The sequence below is a fragment of the Mesorhizobium sp. C268A genome (assembly GCF_040324475.1).
Taxonomy (GTDB): Bacteria; Pseudomonadota; Alphaproteobacteria; order Rhizobiales; family Rhizobiaceae; genus Mesorhizobium.
In genome coordinates this window covers 3,844,462-3,864,072 of sequence record NZ_JAMYVX010000001.1, presented here as the reverse complement: position 1 = coordinate 3,864,072, position 19,611 = coordinate 3,844,462, and the positions used below count along the sequence as shown (strand labels likewise).

Sequence of the window (19,611 nt, the reverse complement as noted above, 5' to 3'; positions counted from 1 at the left end):
AAAAAGACTATGCTCGGCTATATCAGAAATGACAAAATCGAATGGTTGGCCAATGGAGTGCTGCGATGACCAGTCTTGATGTGGACGCCGTACGAACCTTTGTGATGGTGGCCGATCTGCAGAGCTTCACCCAGGCGGCATCGGCGCTGGGCAGCACGCAGGCGACGATCAGCGTCAAGCTGCGCCGCCTTGAGGAGAAGCTGGGCGCGCGATTGATTGAAAGAACGCCGCGCCGCGTCAGCCTGTCGGCACGAGGCGCCGTCTTCCTCCCCGCCGCGCGCGACTTCCTTGCCGCGCACGAGCGCGCCATGGCGGAGTTTGCGTCAGCACCGTGCCGGCTTGCGCTCGGCTTTGTCGATCATGCCGCCGGTCCGGCGCTGTCCATTCTGATTGCCCAGCTCCATGCGCACGATCCATCGCTGACGCTCAGTTTGAGGATCGATACCAGCACGGTGCTCAAGGAAGCTTTCGATCACGGCGAGCTCGACGCGGTTATCGTGCACCGCGAAGGCGACAGCCGTCCTGGCCGGACCTTGTCGCGCAACCACTATGGCTGGTTCGCCGCACCTTCCTTCGAGTGGCAGCGCGGAACGCCGTTGCGCCTCGCGCTCTTAAGCACCGTGTGCAACTGTCCGGATCGTGTGCGGGCGGTCGAGGCGCTGGACAAAGCAGGCATCGCCTGGGAGGAGGCCTTCGTCGGCGGCGGCGGCGCGGCCGTCAACATTGCGATATCGGCGGGCTTTGCCGTTTCGGCGCTGGCTCACTGCGTCGCTCCGCCCGGCCTGATCGAGGTTGGCCGCAAGCTCGGCCTGCCGTCGCTTGACCCCTCCGAAGTGGTCCTGCATTCGCACAATCTGGCGCCGCGGGCGCGTGACGCGCTGCAAATGCTGGCGACCGCATTTCGCGAGTACAATTCGCCGGTGGATTAGGCGATGGTGTTTCCGATCTGATTCCGCCGGAATCCGATAAGGCTTTGGAGGAACCGAAATGACCGAGATCACCGTCCGCCCGCTGGCGCTGGCCGACCATGCCGACTGGCGGCGGCTGTGGACTGCCTACCTCACCTTCTACGAGACCAAGCTGCCGGACGAGGTCTACGACATCACCTGGAAACGACTGTTCACGGAAGGTGAATTCGAACCGAAGGGGTTTATCGCCACGCTCGACGGCAAGGCAGTCGGCCTGACCCATTATCTCTATCACCGCTCCGGCTGGTCGGAGAAAAACAACTGCTACCTGCAGGACCTGTTCGCCGACCCTGATGTGCGCGGCAAGGGCATCGGTGCGGCCCTCATTGAAGCGGTCAAGCAGGAAGCCGACAAGATCGGCGTCAAGAACGTCTATTGGATGACCCACGAAACCAACGCCACAGCGCGCAAGCTCTACGACCATGTCGCGCGACGGACGGGCTTCATCGAGTATGATCTGCTATGATGCGAGCGCGATCGAAATAACGCGGAAGGAGCCGAATGATCCGCTATGTCGGAATCCTGGATGGCAGTGACGGCGTTTGGGGAGTGCGGATGCCCGGTCTCGCCGGCTGCCACGGGGCCGGCGCAAACCCGGCGGAAGCGATAGCCGACGCCGCCTCGGCTATGCGCGAATGGGCGGAAGCCCGCATCGCAAAGCACTTGCCCATGCCCAACCCACGTACTGTGGCAAATCTTCTGCAATCCGGCGAAATCGACAGTGCCCGTGGCGACTCCGCCGTGACCGTTCGGCATAGATAACGGCCAACCATGTTCCTCCCCTTCTTTCTCGAACTAAAGGCCGCGCGGGTTCCCGTTTCGCTCAGGGAATATCTGTCGCTGCTGGAAGGGCTGGAGGCGGGGCTGGTCGACTATGACGTCCAGGGTTTTTACTACCTCGCCCGCGCCGCGCTTGTGAAGGACGAACGCCATATCGACCGCTTCGACCAGGTGTTTGCGCATGTCTTCAAGGGGATCGAGGCGCTCACCGGCCCCGATGCCGTCGGTGTCGCCAACATCCCTGAGGAATGGCTGCGCCGGCTCGCCGAAAAGCACCTGACCGAGGAAGAGAAGAAACTGATCGAGGCGCTCGGCGGTTTCGACAAGCTGATGGAGACACTGAAGCAGCGGCTGGAGGAGCAGAAAGGCCGCCACCAGGGCGGCTCGAAATGGATTGGTACCGGCGGCACCTCGCCTTTCGGCGCCTATGGCTACAATCCCGAAGGCGTGCGCATCGGCCAGCATGAAAGCCGCAATCGCCGTGCGGTGAAAGTCTGGGACAAGCGCGAGTTCAAAAATTTCGACGACGCCGTCGAGCTCGGCACCCGCAACATCAAGGTGGCGCTGAAGCGCCTGCGCCGCTGGGTGCGCGAGGGTGCGGAGGAAGAGTTCGACCTGCCCGGCACCATCCATGCCACCGCCGAGCACGGCTATCTCGATGTGCAGACGCGACCCGAACGGCGCAACGCCGTGAAGCTCTTGATGTTCTTCGATGTTGGCGGCTCGATGGACGACCACATCAAAAGCGTCGAGGAGCTGTTTTCGGCCGCCCGCGCCGAATTCCGCCGGCTCGAATATTTTTACTTCCACAACTGCCTTTACGAGGGCGTCTGGAAGGACAACCGGCGCAGGCATGCCGAGGCCATCCCGACCTTCGATCTGCTTCACAAATACGGCCCCGACTACAAGGTGATCGTCGTCGGCGATGCCTCGATGAGCCCTTACGAGATCGCGCATCCCGGCGGTTCGGTCGAGCATTGGAACCCGGAAGCCGGCAGCGTCTGGCTTGGCCGGCTGCTGCAGCAATGGCCGAATGCGGTCTGGCTGAACCCCGAAAACCAGAAAAACTGGGGCTTCACCCATTCGATCGCGATGATCCGCGATCTCTTCGGCGGCCGCATGTTCCCGCTGACGATGGCCGGGCTGGAAGCCGCGACCAAGCAGCTTTCACGCAAGCATTGATATGAGAGGAAAACCGATGACCTGCTTTCTTTGCCCGCAATGCGGCGTCCAGTTCGCGGCAACGCAGACCCCTCCAGAACATTGCCCGATCTGCGAGGACGAGCGGCAATATGTGCGCTGGGAAGGCCAGGCCTGGATCACTGGGGAAGAACTCTCTGCCGGGCATAGGCTTGTGATGAAGGACGATGCCGGCGTTCTCGCTTTCGGCATCGAGCCGCGCTTTGCTATCGGCCAGCGGGCGCTGCTGGCGCAGACGCCGCACGGCAATGTGCTGTGGGATTGCATCTCGATGGTGAGCGACGAGGCGGTAGCCGAAATCAACCGGCGCGGCGGCCTGGCCGCGATCGCCATTTCGCACTGCCACTATTATTCGGTGATGGTCGAGTGGAGCGAGGCGTTTGGCGGCGTGCCGATCTATCTCCATGCCGACGACCGCCAGTGGATTATGCGGCCGCACAACGCCATCGTCAGCTGGGCGGGCGAGACGCTGGCCATAAACCCGTCGCTGACACTCGTGCGTTGCGGTGGCCATTTTGCCGGCGGCCAGGTGCTGCATTGGAAACGCGATGACGGTAACGCCCTGCTGTCCGGCGACATATTGCAGGTGACGCCGACGCGTCGCCATGTCAGCTTCATGTACAGCTATCCGAACTACATTCCGCTCAATGCGCCGGCCGTGCGACGCATCGCGGCGGCACTTGAGCCTTTCGAATTCGACGACATCTACGGCGCGTGGTGGCAGCAGAACATCATCGGCGCCGCAAGAACGGCATTTCATGCGTCGATCGCCCGCTATCTTCAGGCGATTGGGTAGGAGCTCGGCTGAAAATGCGAGCAAAACACGTAACAAACGCCTATCTCTAAGCGAATATAGCTTGCAACCAACAACAAGCCGCCAAGGCTGAGGAGATCAAATGGACACCCACACCTACCCTGTCACCCGCACCGACGCCGAATGGCGCGCCCGCCTGACGCCCGAACAATATGCGGTCATGCGCGGCCATGGCACCGAACGGCCCGGAAGCTGCGCGCTGCTCTACGAAAAGCGCGCCGGCACCTTTTCCTGCGTCGGCTGCGACCAGCCGCTGTTCGAATCCAAGCTCAAGTTCGAGAGCGGCACCGGCTGGCCGAGCTTCAATGATCCGGTGCCCGGTTCGGTCGAAAACACCGTCGACCGCAGCTACGGCATGGTCCGCACCGAATGCCACTGCGCCCGCTGCGGCAGCCATCTCGGCCATGTCTTCGAGGACGGCCCGCCGCCGACCGGCCTGCGCTATTGCATCAACGGCGTGGCGCTGAAATTCGAGCCGGCGGCTTAAGCCGCGGCTTGACCACCATCTTCAAAGGGCGGCTTCGGCCGCCCTTTTTCGTGTCAATCTTCTCAGACAACCACCACCAGGATCAGCCAAAGCGTAGCCCCGAGCGTCATCAACGAAGCCTTGGCGCCACTGGATTTTTCCGTGGTTCGCCAGACGGCAAAGGTCAGAAAGATGTTGTAGGGCACGGGCGCGAAATGCACCGCCAGGACGACGGCGAGCGGCAGCTTCAAGCCGAGCAGAATGAGCGCGGCCACCGACGAGGTGATGTTGATCGCCGTGCCGACAAGGACTAGATCGCGCCAGAACAACCGCTCGACCGGAACCGCGCCTTGCCAGCGCGAGCCGAAGAAGGATCCGATGCTTTGCACCAACACCTGATAGCTATCCCTCTCTCAGCACGTCGGTGACGGCGCGCTCGAAGCGCGAGCATTCCGTCACCAGCCAGTCGGCCATGGCCGGCCAGTTGTCCTCGGCATAGCAGTTCACCCGCCACATCGAATTGATGCCGAGGGCCTCGCAGCTCTGCTCCGGCCTGAGCTTCAGCCTGTCTTCGATTGCCGGTTGGAACGGCTTCAGCCGCGACCAGACCCCGGTCGCGCCGAACTTCTCGTTACGGCCGAAAAAGACGCCAACTTGGCTTTGCGCCGGCGCGACATACATGGACAGGACCAGAGCGAAGTCGGGCAGCCCGCGCTGCCAGAACCAGGGTCCGCGCCGCGCCATGGAAGCGCGTTCCTCCGGATGCCGTTCGGCGAACAGCGCCCAGAAGCTGCGTTGGCGGAATTCAGAGGCGCGGCGGGCGCCGAAGTCGAATTCGCTCATGGTTCGATGCCCGTTCCAGCATCATTCCTTGGCCCGAGACTGTTTCGAAATTCGCTCTGGCGATATCAGCCGGAGTAGAATTTCCAGACAGCCTTACACCATGCCGAGCGCGGCCTTGTAGAGATCGAGGATGGTTTCCTCTTCCTGGCGCTCGGCCTGGTCCTTCTTGCGCAGCCGGATGATCGACCGCATCGCCTTGGTGTCGAAGCCGGTGCCCTTGGCCTCGGCGAACACTTCCTTGATGTCGTCGGCGATGGTCTTCTTTTCTTCCTCGAGCCGCTCGATGCGCTCGATGAAGGCGCGCAACTGGCCGGCGGCAACAGTCTGGCTGGTATCTGTGATGTCGTCGGCCATGTTTTTTCTCCACTACTTTTTCGCACCGCGATTCTGGCGCGGTAAATTGGAGCGGGTTCGATGCCCGAGCAGGCGCGGCGGGTCAAGCCATTATCGGCGCTTCGTGAACGGCTGCTGCCAGCCGTCCCCAGTGTGATGGATCCGCGCGTCAGCCAAACGCGATCAACAGATCCTTCGCATCGATCTGATCGCCGGCCTTGACCAGCACTTCGGCCACTGTGCCGTCGCGCTCGGCATGCAGGGCCGTCTCCATCTTCATGGCTTCGATCGACAACAGCACGTCGCCGGCCTTGACAGCTTGGCCGGCGGCAACCGAAAGGGCGGAGACCACGCCCGGCATCGGCGCGCCGACATGCGCCTCGTTGCCGGGCTCGGCCTTGCGCCGAGCCTTGGCCGCCGAGGCGCCATGCGCCCTGTCCGGCACCCGGACACGGCGCGGCTGGCCGTTGAGCTCGAAGAACACGGTGACCATGCCCTTCTCATCGACGTCGCCGATCGCAAGGCAGCGCACTACAAGCGTCTTGCCTTTTTCGATGTCCAGGAAGATCTCATCCTCGGACTTCATGCCGTAGAAATAGGTCGGCGTCGGCAGCACACTGACCGGCCCGTAGGTTTCCTGCGCGGCGGCGAAGTCGGTGAACACCTTCGGATACATCAGCCAGGAGGCGAATTCGTACTCCGAGAGCTTGCGCTCCAGCTTCTGCTCGATCTCCTTGCGGCTGGCCTTGAGGTCGGCTGGCTTGAGCAGCGAGCCCGGCCGTACGGTGATCGGCTTGGTTTCCTTCAATGCCTTCTTCTGCAGCTTCGCAGGCCAGCCGCCGGGCGACTGGCCGAGATCGCCGCGCAGCATCGAGACGACCGAGTCCGGGAAGGCGATGTCCTTGGCCGGGTTTTCGACGTCGGCAACGGTCAGATCCTGGCTCACCATCATCAGCGCCATGTCGCCGACCACCTTGGACGACGGCGTCACCTTGACGATGTCACCGAACATCAAATTGACGTCGTGATAGGCTTGTGCCACCTCGTGCCAACGCGTTTCCAGCCCCAGCGAACGCGCCTGTTCCTTGAGGTTGGTGAACTGGCCGCCCGGCATTTCGTGCAGATAGACTTCCGAGGCTGGCCCCTTGAGGTCGCTTTCGAAGGCGGCATACTGGTTGCGCACCGCTTCCCAGTAGAAGGAGATTTTGCGGATCCATTGCGGATCGAGGCCGGGATCGCGCTCGGTTCCCTTCAGCGCCTCGACGATCGAGCCCAGGCAAGGCTGCGAGGTGTTGCCGGAGAAGGAATCCATCGCCGCGTCGATGGCGTCGACGCCGCTTTCCACGCCGGCCAGCACCGTCGCCGCCGACAGGCCTGACGTGTCGTGGGTGTGGAAATGGATCGGCAGGTCGGTCGCCTCGCGCAGCGCCTTGAACAGCACGCGGGCGGCAGCCGGCTTCAAAAGCCCGGCCATGTCCTTGACGGCGATGATATGGGCGCCGGCTGCCTGCAATTCCTTCGCCAACCCGACATAGTATTTAAGGTCGTATTTGGCGCGCGCCGGATCGAGGATGTCGCCGGTGTAGCAGATCGCCGCTTCGACCAGCTTGCCCTCCGCGCCCACCGCGTCCATGGCGACGCGCATATTCTCGACCCAGTTCAGGCAGTCGAAGACGCGGAACAGGTCGACCCCACCGGCCGCTGCCTGGCTGACGAAATGTTGCACGACATTGTCGGGATAGTTGGTGTAGCCGACGCCATTGGCGCCGCGCAGAAGCATCTGCAGCAAAAGGTTGGGGGCCGCTTCGCGCACTTTGCTCAACCGCTCCCACGGATCCTCGGTGAGGAAGCGCATGGCGACGTCGAAAGTGGCGCCGCCCCAGCATTCCAGCGACAGCAGCCGCGGCAGCGCGCGCGCATAGGTACCGGCAATGCCGGCAATGTCATGCGTGCGCATGCGGGTGGCGAGCAGCGACTGGTGACCGTCGCGCATCGTCGTGTCGGTGACAAGCACCTCTTTTTGCTCACGCATCCAGGCAGCGAATTTCTCCGGCCCCAACGCGTCTAGCTTCTGCTTGCTGCCATCAGGCACATTGCCGTTGAGATAGGGCACGACAGGCGCTGCCGCATCGGTCTTGGGCATCGGTCGGCCGCGGGTTTCGGGATGGCCGTTGACGCTGACGTCGGCCAGATAGTTGAGCAGCTTGGTGGCGCGGTCCTGCCGCTTCACCTGCGCGAACAGCTCCGGCGTCGTGTCGATGAACCTGGTCGTGTAGGAATTGTCGGCGAAGCGCGGGTGGTTGATGATTGCCTCGAGGAAGGTGAGGTTGGTGGCCACGCCGCGGATGCGGAACTCGCGCAGGGCCCGATTCATGCGGGCGATCGCCTCGGCCGGTGTCGGCGCCCAGGCAGTCACCTTCTCCAGCAGCGGATCGTAGAAGCGGGTGATGACCGCGCCCGAATAGGCGGTGCCGCCGTCGAGGCGGATGCCGAAACCGGCGGCTTCGCGATAAGCGGTGATGCGGCCGTAGTCCGGAATGAAACTATGCTCCGGATCCTCGGTCGTGATGCGGCACTGCAGCGCATGACCGTTCAGCCTGATGTCGGCCTGCGCCGGCACGCCCGACTCTTTCGTGCCGATGGCAAAGCCGTCCAGTATGTGGATCTGCGCCTTGACGATGTCGATGCCGGTCACCTGCTCGGTGACGGTGTGCTCGACCTGGATGCGCGGATTGACCTCGATGAAGTAGAATTTGCCGGTGTCGGCGTCCTGCAGGAATTCCACCGTACCGGCGCCGATATAGCTGGTCTCGCGCGCGATCTTGAGCGCATAGCCGCAAAGCTCCTGGCGCAATGCCTCGCTGAGATAGGGCGCCGGCGCCCGTTCGACGACCTTCTGGTTGCGGCGCTGGATCGAGCAGTCGCGCTCGAATAGATGTACAGCGTTGCCATGCGTGTCGCCGAGCACCTGGACCTCGACATGGCGAGCGCGCTCGATCAGCTTTTCGAGATAGACCTCGTCCTTGCCGAAGGCGGCCTTGGCCTCGCGCTTGCCTTCCATCACCTCGCGGGCGAGGTCGGCTTCCGCGCGGATGGCGCGCATGCCGCGCCCGCCGCCGCCCCATGATGCCTTGAGCATCACCGGATAGCCGACTGTCTTGGCGAGCTGCTTGACTGCTTCCATGTCGTCCGGCAGCGGTTCGGTTGCCGGCACCACCGGCACGCCGACCTCGATGGCCAGATTGCGCGCGGCGACCTTGTTGCCGAGCCGGCGCATCGTGTCGGGCTTCGGTCCGATGAAGGTGATGCCGGCCTCGGCGCAGGCATCTGCGAATTCAGGGCTTTCCGACAGAAGGCCATAGCCTGGATGGATGGCGTCGGCGCCGGACAGCCTGGCGACGCGGATCACTTCCTCGATCGACAGATAGCTTTCGATCGGCCCCATGTCCCTGGCCAGATGCGGCCCGCGCCCGACCTGGTAGCTTTCATCGGCCTTGAACCGATGCAGCGAATATTTGTCCTCCTCGGCCCAGATCGCCACGGTTTTGAGGCCGAGCTCGTTGGCCGCGCGAAAGACGCGGATGGCAATTTCGGACCGGTTGGCGACGAGGATCTTCGTGATGGCCAAGGAAGCAGGCTCCGGACAGGAGGGTGGGGCAGAGGCATGATTAACGCGAAAATGCTGCAGTGCAACCAAAATCGGGGAGAGGTTAAACCGATTTAAATGCGATTCTAGCACCACCGATCGAAAAGATGCGTGCGATTGGCGTCGCGAGGTGACGCTAATTGTCGTGCCCGCACAAATTCGACCCAGCTAGCGGCTTATCCAGCCACCCTCGCTGCGCCCTGTCACCAAAGAAAAATGCCCGGCGCGAGCGCCGGGCATTCCATAGAGCTGTGTCCCGAATTACGACTTCGGGAACCAGGAGATCTTGCCTTCCGGACCCTTCTTCCATTCGTACATGATGTAGCCCGGGAGCTTCGGATCGCCCTTCGCGTCATAGGCGAGATCGCCCAGAACGGTCTTGAACGGACCCTTCTCGTGCAGCGCCTTGGCCACTTCCACGGGGTCGTTCGACTTGGCCACGGCAGCGGCCTCGGCGATCACCTGCATGGCGGCGTAGGAGTAGAGAGTGTAGGCTTCCGGCTCGAAGCCCTGGGCGCGGAACTTCTCGACCAGTGCCTTGTTCTCGGGGATCAGACGCGGATCTGGACCGAAGGTGTTGAGCGTACCGATAACCGCATCGCCGGCGATCGCAGCCAACTCGTCGGTAACGATGCCGTCGCCTGACATCAGGGTAGCCTTGAGGCCCTGGTCCGCCGACTGGCGGATGATCAGGCCGGCTTCAGTGTGCAGGCCGCCCCAATAGATCAGGGTGACGCCGGCGTCCTTCATCTTGGCGATCAGCGCCGAGAAGTCCTTGTCGCCGACATTGACGCCTTCATACATGACTTCGGTCAGACCGGCTGCGTTCATCGCCTTCTTGGTCTCGTCGGCAAGGCCCTGACCATAGGGGGTCTTGTCGTGGATGACGGCAACCTTGGCGTCCTTGAAGTTGGTCGCGATATAGCCGCCGGCGATGCCGCCCTGCTGGTCATCGCGTCCGCAGGTGCGGAACACGTTCCACAGGCCGCGCTCGGTGAATTTCGGGTTGGTCGCCGCCGGGGTTACTTCGACGATGTTGTTGTCGACGTAGACTTCCTGCGAAACCGGGATCGAGACGCCCGAGTTGAAGTGGCCGATCACGAACTTCACGCCGTCGCCGACGAACTTGTTGCCGACCGAAATGCCCTGCTTCGGATCGGAGACGTCGTCGCCGACTTCGAGCTTGATCTGCTCGCCGTTCATGCCGCCTGCGGCGTTGATGTCGGCAACGGCCGCTTCCGCACCCTTCTGCAGCTGCGCACCGAAGGCCGCATTCGGACCGGTGATCGGACCTGCGACGCCGACGATAACGTCAGCCCATGCATTGCCACCGAACGCGACAAGCGCGGTCAGGGCAACGGCGGACAAAAGTGATTTCTTCATTTAAACGCTCCCATTTACGAGGTGGGCGTGGATGAAACTTTCATGCGATGCCCACCCTTATCGCAGAAAGCGTACTTTGCCGATTTTCAGGCCCTTGTCACGCCGATTCATCCCCGGAACGGCGTTAATGATGAACGTCAACCTTTCGGTTTCCAGCTTAAGATCGAAGCCCGTTCGTAAAGCCAATTATACTGCGTCACCATCTGGTTCGTACGCGTGTATTGATAGCCGACAAACCCCAATATCATGAGCACGATTGTGTCCACGACATAGTATTGCAGCGAAAACATCGTGCCGCCGAACAAGGCATGATGGATGAACCTGATGCCTATGCCGAGACCCAGCAGATAGGCGAACAGCGCCGGCAGGCTGCGCCATGTCTGGGCGCTGGCCTTGCCGGTCATCCATGCCGCCCAGCCGCCGAGCAGACAGGTGACGAAGAAGAACTGCCAGATGGAAGGTTCCTCGTGAAGAATGCCTTGCATGATGAAGACTCCCTAGCATGATCCCGAAAAGTTGCAGACTTTTCGGACAAAGGTCATGCGACAAACAAACAAGTTGGAGCGGAATACCGTATGCATACATTCCGCTCCAAAATCAGTGATGGCCGCCTTCGAGATAGGCCGCCCGCACTTCCGGATTGGCGAGCAATTCCTTGCCTGTGCCGCTCATGGTCACGTTGCCGTTGACCATGACATAGCCGCGCGTGGCGAGTTTGAGCGCGCCGAAGGCGTTCTGCTCGACCAGGAACACGGTCAGCCCTTGCGTGCGGTTCAGCTCGCGGATGGCATCGAAGATCTGCTTGACGATCAGCGGCGCCAGACCCAGCGACGGCTCGTCGAGCAACAGCAGCTTAGGCCGCGCCATCAGCGCACGTCCGATCGACAGCATCTGCTGCTCGCCGCCCGACAGCGTGCCGCCGCGCTGGGCAATGCGCTCCTTGAGGCGCGGGAACAGCGCGAACACCTTCTCGGCATCTTCGTCATAGTGCTTGAGATTGTCGAGACCGGCGCCCATCTGCAGGTTTTCCATCACCGTCATGCGCGGGAAAATGCGCCTGCCTTCCGGCGACTGCGCAATGCGCATGCGGGCGATCTCGTGCGTCGGCATCTGGGTGATGTCGGTGCCGGCGAAAGTGATTGAGCCGGCACGAGCGCGCGGCGCACCGAAGATGGTCATCATCAGCGTCGACTTGCCGGCGCCGTTGGCGCCGATCAGCGCGACGATCTCGCCCTGGTTGACGTGGACATCGACGCCGTTCAGCGCCTTGATGTTGCCGTAGTAGGTCTCGACGCCCTTGATGTCGAGCAGCGTTGTCTCGGCCATCACTTACGCCCTCCGCGCGGCTTGCCTGTCGGGGATTTGGTGGCCGCCGGTTTGGACTTGGCCGTTAGACGCTCGGACGGTGCTCTTGGCGCGGAGTTGGCTCTTGTATCGTATTGGGTGGCCTTTGAAGCTCCCTTCGACACTGTGACCCGCTCGCCCTGGCTGTGGCCGATCGTGTCGCTTACCGGGCCGGCGAGATAGGAAGACGATGTGCCTGGTCCGTGAGCCGAATCCGGCCCGATGTCCAGCTGCTCGATGACGTCTTCATCGCCGACCTCGGTCAGCACCGTCTCGACCTCCTCGTCGTCGACGCCGAGATAGGCGGCGATGACGCGCGGGTCGGTACGCACCGATTGCGGGCTGCCGTCGGAAATCTTGCGGCCATATTCAAGCACCACGACATGGTCGGAAATCTGCATGACCACCGACATGTCATGTTCGATCAGCAGGATCGAGGTACTGCTCTTGATGTCCATCAGCAGCGAATTCAGCGCTGCCGATTCCTTCGGATTGAGACCGGCCGCAGGCTCGTCGAGGCACAGAAGTTCGGGCCCTGTGCACATGGCGCGCGCAATCTCGAGGCGCCGCTGCGCGCCATAGGGCAGGTCGCCGGCCGGATCGTCGGCGCGATCGACAAGGTCGGCCTTCTCCAGCCAGTGCTTGGCAAGCTCCACCGATTCAGCCGAGGCCCTGCGGTAGCCGCCGATCCCGAATAGGCCCAGGATCGTGTAGCCGGATGCCTTCATCAGCTTGTTGTGCTGGGCAACCAGCAGATTCTCCAGCAGCGTCATGCCCGAGAACAGGCGGATGTTCTGGAAGGTGCGCGCCACCTTGGCGCGCGCCGGGATCTCATGATTGGGCAGCCGTTCGAGCAGGAAGCTCGAGCCATCGGCCCGGTTGAGCGTAATCATGCCTTCCGACGGCTTGTAGAAGCCGGTGATGCAATTGAAGACGGTGGTCTTGCCGGCGCCATTTGGTCCGATCAGCGCGGTGATCTCGCCGCGCTTGGCCTGGAACGACAGGTCGCCGATGGCGATCAGGCCGCCGAACTTCATCGAAAGATGCTCGACCTGGAGGATGGCGTCTTTCATACCCGGATTGGTCTTCTGAATGGAGGTCGCGCTCATCAGCCGTGCCCTTCCTTGGTGAAGGAGGAGGAGACCGCTTTTCGTTCACTGAGGAAGGCCGTCGGTTCACGGCTGCCGACAAAGCCGCGCGGCTTCCACAGCATGACGATGACCATCGCCATGCCGAACAAAAGCATGCGGTAAAGCTCCGGGGTGAAATCTTTTCCGAAGACACTTTTCAGGAAATCGAGTTCGCGCAGCGCCTCGGTGCCGCCGATCATCACCAGCGCGGCGACCGCGATGCCGACCAGCGAGCCCATGCCGCCGAGCACCACGATGGCCAGGATGATCGCCGATTCCAGGAAGACGAAGGATTCAGGGCTGACGAAGCCTTGCCGTGCGGCGAAGAAGGCGCCGGCAAAACCGCCGAACATGGCGCCGGTGGCAAAGGCGGTGAGCTTGGTGGTGGTGGTGTTGATGCCAAGCGAGCGGCAGGCAATCTCGTCCTCGCGCAGCGCCTCCCAGGCGCGGCCGACAGGCATGCGCCTGAGCCTGATGGTGACGAAGGCGGTCAGCAGCGCCAGCCCGAGAATGAGATAGTAGAGGAAGATCTTGTAGTAGGCGCTTGACTGGGCGATGTGCAGCACCTTGCCGATATAGTTCGGGTCGGTCGAATTAAACGTCATCAGGCCGAAGAAGGTGACCTTCGGGATGCCGGAGATGCCGGCCGAGCCGTTGGTGACTTCACGCCAGTTGATCAGCACCAGGCGGATGATCTCGCCGAAGGCCAGCGTCACGATCGCCAGGTAATCGCCACGAAGCCTGAGCACCGGAAAGCCGAGCATAACGCCCCAGAAGGCGGCCATGGCGCCGGCGGCGGGCAGCAGGATCCAGAACGACAGGCCGTATTGCGAACCGAGCAACGCATAGGCATAGGCACCGACCGCGTAAAAGGCGACGTAGCCGAGATCGAGCAGGCCGGCGAGGCCGACGACGATGTTCAGCCCCCAGGCCAGCATCACATAGATCAGGATCTGGATGCCGAAATTGTCGACCCACTTCAACGAGCCCTGCAGGCCGCCGGTTATCGACCACGCGTAGATCGACAGCACCACGACGACGAGGATCGGGTATAGCACCAGCGCCGCAATCCCGAGCTTGGTGAAATTGGCGTGGATGAAGGAGCGGAAATAGAAGATCACGCAAGCGAGCGCGTAAATGACGGCCAATGCGCGCAGGAACTGAAGGTAGCCGGCCAGATCGGGTCCCACCAACACCGGCAGGGCGCTGCCGAACGCAACGAGGACAACCGCCAGCACAACGGCGACGATGAAGGCCGGAAGCAGGAAGAAGCGCGACGCGACGCTCGCCGGCAACAGGCCGGTGGCGACATTGGTGATCTTCTGATTGGCCATGAACGGCTGGCCATATGCAATGTAGAAGAAGCGGCCAAGCATGGTCAGCACGACCACGGTGATGAGCAGCAACCAGCGCTGCACCAGGATCAGCTGGTTGCTTATGTTCTGGTCGGTCTTCAGGCCGATGAAGAGAATGAACAACCCCAGCGAGATGGCGCCGGCATAGAACGCTTCGCGCAATGCACGCTGCACGGGGGAGGCGACGGTGTCGCGCTCCGAGGATACGGAAACCGCCATTGTCTCAGACCTTTTCGACTTCTGGCCGGCCCAAAATGCCGGAAGGCAGGAAGATCAGCACGATCGCCAGGATCGAGAACGCCGCGACGTCCTTGTAGTCGATCGAGAAATACGCCGACCACATGCTCTCGATGAAGCCGATCAAAAGCCCGCCAAGCACCGCGCCCGGCAGAGACCCGATGCCGCCGAGAACGGCCGCGGTGAAGGCCTTGACCCCCGGCACAAAGCCGTCGGAAAAGGCGATGACGCCGTAATACATCAGGAACAACGTGCCCGCGACGGCCGCAAGCGCTGCACCCATGATAAAGGTGATCGAGATCGTACGGTCGACATCGACACCGAGCAGCGCCGCCATCTTGCGGTCCTGCTCGCACGCCCTTTGCGCCCGGCCGAGGGAAGTCCTGTTGACCAGGTACCAGAACAGCGCCAGCAGCAGGGCGGTGACGACGACGATGATGATCTGCTTCAGCGACACGCTGATGCCGTTGATGTTGTAGACCTGGCTGACCATCGGCGGGATCGGCTTGTTGCGCGGGCCCTGCGTCACCTGGATGAAGTTCGACAGCGCGATCGACATGCCGATGGCGGTGATCAGCGGCGCCAGCCGGAACGAACCGCGCAGCGGCCGGTACGCCACCTTCTCGATCGTCCAGTTGTAGAGGCTGGTGAGCAGCATCGCCACGATCATCATGATCAGCAGCGCCAGGACGACCGGCACCGAATAGAACAAGGAGCCGAGGATGAGGAAGACGACGAGGGCGGCGAAGGCCCCGACCATGAAAATGTCGCCGTGGGCGAAGTTGATCATGCCGATGATGCCGTAGACCATCGTGTAGCCGATTGCGATCAGCCCATAGATCGATCCCAGCGTCAGCCCATTGATAAGCTGCTGGACAAAGTACTGCATGTGTACATGGCTCCCCTGGAATGTCGCCCATGCAGACGCATTCCTTTTCGTATTTCCCCTAGTCGTAAAGTTTCGAGCCCGGATTGCAACGTGATTTTTCAAACGTCGAGCGTGTTTTGCCGGCACGCCTTCCGATTGCCCGTTTTTTTGCTCCCAACCCCTGGACTATCGCGGACCCTATCATTGGCATAACGCAATGTCTTTGACGATTCAGCCGGACCAGCGACCTCATTTCGAAGAAATCCCGGTCAAAATTAGGTGATGAGACGAATCTTTGCGTTGTTGGCGGGCTTCGTTTTTTAGCCACATTCCGTACTGACCAGCTGCAACATGGGTTACTTCCGACTACGGCGGTTCGGGTAGTGTGCTGAGAGTTCTGCAAATTCGCTGAGAGAGGGCGGTCATGGCAGGCTGGTGATGTTCAACGTCACCGATTCCTGGAAGGAACGCCACCATGACCAAGACAGAAGGTAAATCGACCAGCGCTGCCGTCAAAGACATTCTGCTTTCGAACCCGGAGGGGCTGCACGAAGTGATCCGTGCGGTAATGCAGGAGGTTCTCGAGGCCGAGATGGAGGAGGCGCTGGGTGCTTCGAAGGGCGAACGCACGCCTGAGCGCCTTGGGTATCGCTCGGGTTACTACGGCCGCACCCTGGTCACCCGGGTGGGCAAGCTTGAGCTGCGGGTTCCACAGGACCGGGCGGGTCACTTCTCCACCGAGCTGTTCGAGCGCTACCAGCGTTCGGAGCGGCCTTGGTGGCGACGCTTGCGGAGATGTATGTGCAGGGCGTGTCGACCCGCAAGGTCAAGGCGATCACGGAAGAGCTGTGCGGTCATGCGTTCTCGGCTTCGTCGATCTCGGCCATCAACAAGCGCTTGGACGAGAGCCTGAAGGCGTTTGCCGAACGACCGCTTCAGGAGCCATTCCCCTACCTCATTCTCGATGCCCGCTACGAGAAAGTGCGCGAAGCCGGCATCGTGATGAGCCAGGCGGTGCTGATCGCGGTCGGCATCGACTGGGACGGGCGCCGGCAGATCCTGGCCGTGGAGATGGCCAATCGCGAGAGCCGCTCGGCCTGGAAGGACTTCCTCGTCGGCCTCAAGGCGCGCGGCCTCAAGGGCGTCGAGTTGGTTGTGTCCGACGACCATGCCGGCCTGGTCGCGGCGATCGGCGAGGTGATCCCGGAAGCAGCATGGCAGCGCTGCTACGTCCACTTCCTCAGGAACGCGCTCGATCACCTGCCCAGGAAGCACGGCGACGATTGTCTGCAAGAACTGCGCTGGCTCTACGACCGGCGCGATCTCGCCGAGGCCAAGGCCGATCTCGCCGCGTGGCTGTCCAAATGGTCCGCCCGCTACCCGCGGCTGACCACCTGGGCGGAAGAAGCCATAGAACAGACGCTGACTTTCTTCCGGCTGCCGCGTCAGCATCACAAGCACCTCAAGTCCACCAACATGCTTGAACGGCTCAACGAGGAAATCCGCCGGCGCACCTATGTCGTGCGCATCTTCCCGAACGCCGAAAGCTGCCTGCGCCTGGTCAGGGCGCTGGCCGTCGAAACCAACGAAAACTGGATGGAGGCCAACCGCTATATCAACATGGATGATCTGCGCGAGCACAAGAAGCTCGCTCTACGCCAAGCCGCATGACCAGTTTCATGATCGCCCATTTTTACTTGACGCACACAACTGCGGTGGATGCCTCGCCCAACGCGCTAACCTTTCGCTGACTGGTTTCGCCAAGAGGTCCCGCCCTGGGTCCAAGTCCTGGTCTCGGTGGATGATCGGCAGCCTACCGTATCACTTAACCACAAACCCGTGCGCGAACGGATCGCGGTCGTCGATGAAGATGGTGTTCAGGCCGGTCATCCGCGCCCAGCCGCCGATCGAGGGAATGATGGCCGGCTTGCCGGCAACAGTGACGTCCCTCTCGACCTTGCCCTTGAACAGCGAGCCGATGATCGATTCGTGGACAAAACTGTCGCCGGCCTTGAGCTTGCCCTTGGCATGGAGCTGCGCCATGCGCGCCGAGGTGCCGGTGCCGCAAGGTGAGCGGTCGATCGCCTTGTCGCCATAGAAGACCGCGTTGCGCGCATCCGCGCCCGCCACTGTCGGCTCGCCGGTCCACAGCATGTGGGACAGCCGGTTGATGCCGGGGTTTTCCGGATGCACGAACGAGTACTTCTCGTTGAGCCGCTGCCGCACCACAGGGCTCCAGGCGACGAAATCGCCGGCGGAATAATCAGCCATGTCGCGAAAATTCGCCTGCGGCTCGACGATTGCGTAAAAATTGCCGCCATAGGCGACATCGACGGTGATCTCGCCAAGCTGCGGGCAGTCGACCGTCAGTCCCTCGGCATAAAGGAAGGACGGTACATTGGTGATGCGCACCTCCTCGACATAGTCGCCGACTTGCTTGTATTCGGCGATAACCAGCCCGGCCGGTGTGTCGAGCCGGAGCACGCCGGGTGTCTTCGGCTTGATCAGCCCATGTTCAATGGCCATCGTCACCGTGCCGATCGTGCCGTGGCCGCACATCGGCAGGCAGCCCGACGTCTCGATGAACAGGATGGCTATGTCGCAATCCTCGCGCGTCGGCGGATAGAGGATCGAGCCCGACATGACATCGTGGCCGCGCGGCTCGAACATCAGCCCGGTGCGGATCCAGTCATACTCCGCCAGGAAATGCGCCCGCCGCTCCATCATCGTCGACCCCTCGAGCAAGGGACCGCCGCCGGCGACCAGCCGCACCGGATTGCCGCAGGTATGGCCGTCGATGCAAAAGAAGGATTTTTTGGCCATGATTTCCTCGAACTCAAAACCGTTGCGGGCTGAAGGGAGCAAGATCGATCGGCGAAGTCTGCCCGAGAACAAGATCGCGGATCAAGCGGCCGGTGGCCGCCGCCTGGGTCAGGCCGAGATGGCCATGGCCGAAGGCGTAGACAACGTTGGGCGCGGTTCGCGCCGTGCCGATCACCGGCAGCGAATCCGGCAGCGACGGGCGATAGCCCATCCATTCGCGGCCACCTGACGCGTCCAGCCCCGGAAGGAACTGTCTGGCTTTTTCCAGCATGGCCTTCGAGCGCGCAAAATTCGGCGGCCGGTCGAGACCGCCCAACTCGACGGCGCCGCCGACGCGCAAGCCCGTGTCGAGTGGCGTGATGACGAAGCCATGGCCGGAAAAGATCAGCATCCGCTGCACGTCGAAAGCGGTCTTCGGCAGTGTGGTGTTGTAGCCGCGCTCGGTTTCGAGCGGGATGGTGTCGCCAAGCGCCTTCGCCAGCCGATGCGACCATGCCCCGGCGGCCACGACAAGATGTCTTGCCTGCCTGGTCGTGCCGTCGGTCAGCGCCAGCGTCGCGCCATCAGGATTGGCGGCGACGCGCTCTATGCGCGCCTTTTCGAAACGCGCGCCCAACCCTTCGGCATAGGCCCACACCCCCTTGCCGAGCAGTTTCGGATCGGCGACGGTCTTCCAGCCCGGCACGAAGGTGCCCTTGATGAAGCGCGGCGACAGTCCCGGCTGCAGCCGCGCCAGTTCGTCGCCTTCGACATGGCGAAAGCCGATGCCGAAGCGCTCGCGCGCCGCCCAGCCCGGCAGCCCGGCCTGAAATTCGGCCTCGCTTTCATAAAGCTCCAGCGAGCCGTCCTCGCGCAGCATCAGCCGCGTGCCGGAACGGTCGAGCAGGCCCATCCATTCAGCCTCGGCGAGCTTCATCATGCCTGCCTGAGCAGCAAGGCTCGCCTCATATTTTTCTGGTGCGCCAGCGCGCCAGAAGCGCAACAGCCAAGGCAACAGCTTCGGCAAGTAGGCCGGCGGGATGCTGAGTGGCCCGAGCGGATCGGCAAGCCATTTCGGCAAGTGCCTCATCATGCCCTTATGCGCCAGCGGCAGCACGTCGGAGAAGGCGAAGGCGGCGGCATTGCCGGAGCTCGTCTCCTCGCAGATGCCGGTGCGGTCGAAGACCGTGACGCTGCGCCCGGCCTCGGCCAGCATGGCCGCCGCGCAGATGCCGACAATGCCGCCACCGACAATGGCGATATCTACCCCTTCTCCCCGTTCACGGGGTGAGGAGTGGTCCGCGAAGCGGTGGAAAAGCCGACTGCTTGGCTTTCCGAACGACGAACGCCCGGAGCGCCAGCGAAGGGCTGCGGGGCCCGAAGGGCGGATGAGGGGCGGCGGCCCTCCTCTGTGTCCCTGGAATTTCCTTGCACGTCGGCGC

Annotated in this window: 17 protein-coding genes and 2 pseudogenes; 7 read left to right on the top strand and 12 right to left on the bottom strand. The window is 62.3% G+C overall.

Annotated features, from left to right (window positions below; translation table 11 throughout):
* Nucleotides 1-65 precede the first annotated feature (65 nt).
* The 6 genes from NKL06_RS18780 to msrB all read left to right on the top strand — a co-directional run bounded on the left by NKL06_RS18780 (nucleotide 66) and on the right by msrB (nucleotide 4,249).
* On the top strand, nucleotides 66-929 hold the full coding sequence (locus NKL06_RS18780; RefSeq protein WP_023698426.1) for a LysR family transcriptional regulator: 864 nt from the start codon (nucleotides 66-68) through the stop codon (nucleotides 927-929).
* A 58-nt stretch (nucleotides 930-987) separates the two neighbouring features.
* Nucleotides 988-1,434 carry a GNAT family N-acetyltransferase gene (locus NKL06_RS18775; protein ID WP_023684144.1) on the top strand — a complete coding sequence of 149 codons (447 nt, stop codon included), beginning with the start codon at nucleotides 988-990 and terminating at the stop codon, nucleotides 1,432-1,434.
* Nucleotides 1,435-1,469: 35 nt separating this feature from the next.
* A complete protein-coding gene (locus NKL06_RS18770) occupies nucleotides 1,470-1,730 on the top strand; it encodes a type II toxin-antitoxin system HicB family antitoxin (protein WP_023684143.1) in 261 nt (86 codons plus the stop codon).
* A 9-nt stretch (nucleotides 1,731-1,739) separates the two neighbouring features.
* On the top strand, nucleotides 1,740-2,930 hold the full coding sequence (locus NKL06_RS18765; RefSeq protein ID WP_023694570.1) for a vWA domain-containing protein: 1,191 nt from the start codon (nucleotides 1,740-1,742) through the stop codon (nucleotides 2,928-2,930).
* A gap of 16 nt (nucleotides 2,931-2,946) precedes the next feature.
* Nucleotides 2,947-3,744, top strand: a complete 798-nt coding sequence (locus NKL06_RS18760) for an MBL fold metallo-hydrolase (RefSeq protein ID WP_023694569.1) — start codon at nucleotides 2,947-2,949, stop codon at nucleotides 3,742-3,744.
* Between the two features lie 100 nt (nucleotides 3,745-3,844).
* On the top strand, nucleotides 3,845-4,249 hold the full coding sequence (msrB, locus tag NKL06_RS18755; RefSeq protein ID WP_013529102.1) for a peptide-methionine (R)-S-oxide reductase MsrB: 405 nt from the start codon (nucleotides 3,845-3,847) through the stop codon (nucleotides 4,247-4,249).
* 62 nt (nucleotides 4,250-4,311) lie between these two features.
* Here the strand turns inward: msrB and NKL06_RS18750 are convergent, their stop codons facing one another.
* From NKL06_RS18750 to NKL06_RS18705, 10 genes and pseudogenes are all read right to left on the bottom strand, one after another.
* Complete coding sequence (locus NKL06_RS18750) at nucleotides 4,312-4,623, bottom strand: hypothetical protein (RefSeq protein WP_031196451.1); 312 nt, start codon at nucleotides 4,621-4,623, stop codon at nucleotides 4,312-4,314.
* A 7-nt stretch (nucleotides 4,624-4,630) separates the two neighbouring features.
* Nucleotides 4,631-5,071, bottom strand: a complete 441-nt coding sequence (locus NKL06_RS18745; protein WP_023694568.1) for a hypothetical protein — start codon at nucleotides 5,069-5,071, stop codon at nucleotides 4,631-4,633.
* 93 nt (nucleotides 5,072-5,164) lie between these two features.
* Nucleotides 5,165-5,425: a DUF2312 domain-containing protein gene (locus NKL06_RS18740; RefSeq protein ID WP_023668722.1), complete on the bottom strand. Its 261-nt coding sequence runs from the start codon at nucleotides 5,423-5,425 to the stop codon at nucleotides 5,165-5,167.
* Nucleotides 5,426-5,573: 148 nt separating this feature from the next.
* Nucleotides 5,574-9,032, bottom strand: a complete 3,459-nt coding sequence (gene pyc / locus NKL06_RS18735; RefSeq protein WP_023694567.1) for a pyruvate carboxylase — start codon at nucleotides 9,030-9,032, stop codon at nucleotides 5,574-5,576.
* A 279-nt stretch (nucleotides 9,033-9,311) separates the two neighbouring features.
* On the bottom strand, nucleotides 9,312-10,433 hold the full coding sequence (locus tag NKL06_RS18730; RefSeq protein ID WP_023694566.1) for a branched-chain amino acid ABC transporter substrate-binding protein: 1,122 nt from the start codon (nucleotides 10,431-10,433) through the stop codon (nucleotides 9,312-9,314).
* 137 nt (nucleotides 10,434-10,570) lie between these two features.
* On the bottom strand, nucleotides 10,571-10,918 hold the full coding sequence (locus NKL06_RS18725; protein ID WP_023668719.1) for a DUF6867 family protein: 348 nt from the start codon (nucleotides 10,916-10,918) through the stop codon (nucleotides 10,571-10,573).
* Between the two features lie 112 nt (nucleotides 10,919-11,030).
* The gene (locus NKL06_RS18720) at nucleotides 11,031-11,759 is read right to left on the bottom strand and encodes an ABC transporter ATP-binding protein (RefSeq protein WP_023668718.1); all 729 of its coding nucleotides are present in this window, start codon (nucleotides 11,757-11,759) and stop codon (nucleotides 11,031-11,033) included.
* Between the two features lie 20 nt (nucleotides 11,760-11,779).
* Nucleotides 11,780-12,886 (bottom strand): annotated as a pseudogene (locus NKL06_RS18715) (ABC transporter ATP-binding protein); the annotation flags it as partial.
* A complete protein-coding gene (livM, locus tag NKL06_RS18710) occupies nucleotides 12,886-14,481 on the bottom strand; it encodes a high-affinity branched-chain amino acid ABC transporter permease LivM (protein WP_023668716.1) in 1,596 nt (531 codons plus the stop codon). The pseudogene NKL06_RS18715 and the gene livM, both read right to left, overlap by 1 nt.
* A gap of 4 nt (nucleotides 14,482-14,485) precedes the next feature.
* Nucleotides 14,486-15,388 (bottom strand): branched-chain amino acid ABC transporter permease, encoded by a 903-nt coding sequence (locus NKL06_RS18705; protein WP_023668715.1) that lies wholly within the window; start codon nucleotides 15,386-15,388, stop codon nucleotides 14,486-14,488.
* 454 nt (nucleotides 15,389-15,842) lie between these two features.
* Between NKL06_RS18705 and NKL06_RS18700 the strand changes: the two are divergent.
* Nucleotides 15,843-17,038, top strand: a pseudogene (locus tag NKL06_RS18700) (IS256 family transposase).
* Between the two features lie 150 nt (nucleotides 17,039-17,188).
* On the opposite strand, the gene NKL06_RS18695 reads toward NKL06_RS18700, so the two are convergent.
* Both NKL06_RS18695 and NKL06_RS18690 read right to left on the bottom strand, forming a co-directional pair.
* Nucleotides 17,189-18,190, bottom strand: coding sequence for a 4-hydroxyproline epimerase (locus tag NKL06_RS18695; protein ID WP_023693148.1), 1,002 nt, complete (start codon nucleotides 18,188-18,190; stop codon nucleotides 17,189-17,191).
* A 13-nt stretch (nucleotides 18,191-18,203) separates the two neighbouring features.
* Nucleotides 18,204-19,385 carry an NAD(P)/FAD-dependent oxidoreductase gene (locus tag NKL06_RS18690; RefSeq protein WP_245260085.1) on the bottom strand — a complete coding sequence of 394 codons (1,182 nt, stop codon included), beginning with the start codon at nucleotides 19,383-19,385 and terminating at the stop codon, nucleotides 18,204-18,206.
* Between the last annotated feature and the right edge of the window lie 226 nt (nucleotides 19,386-19,611).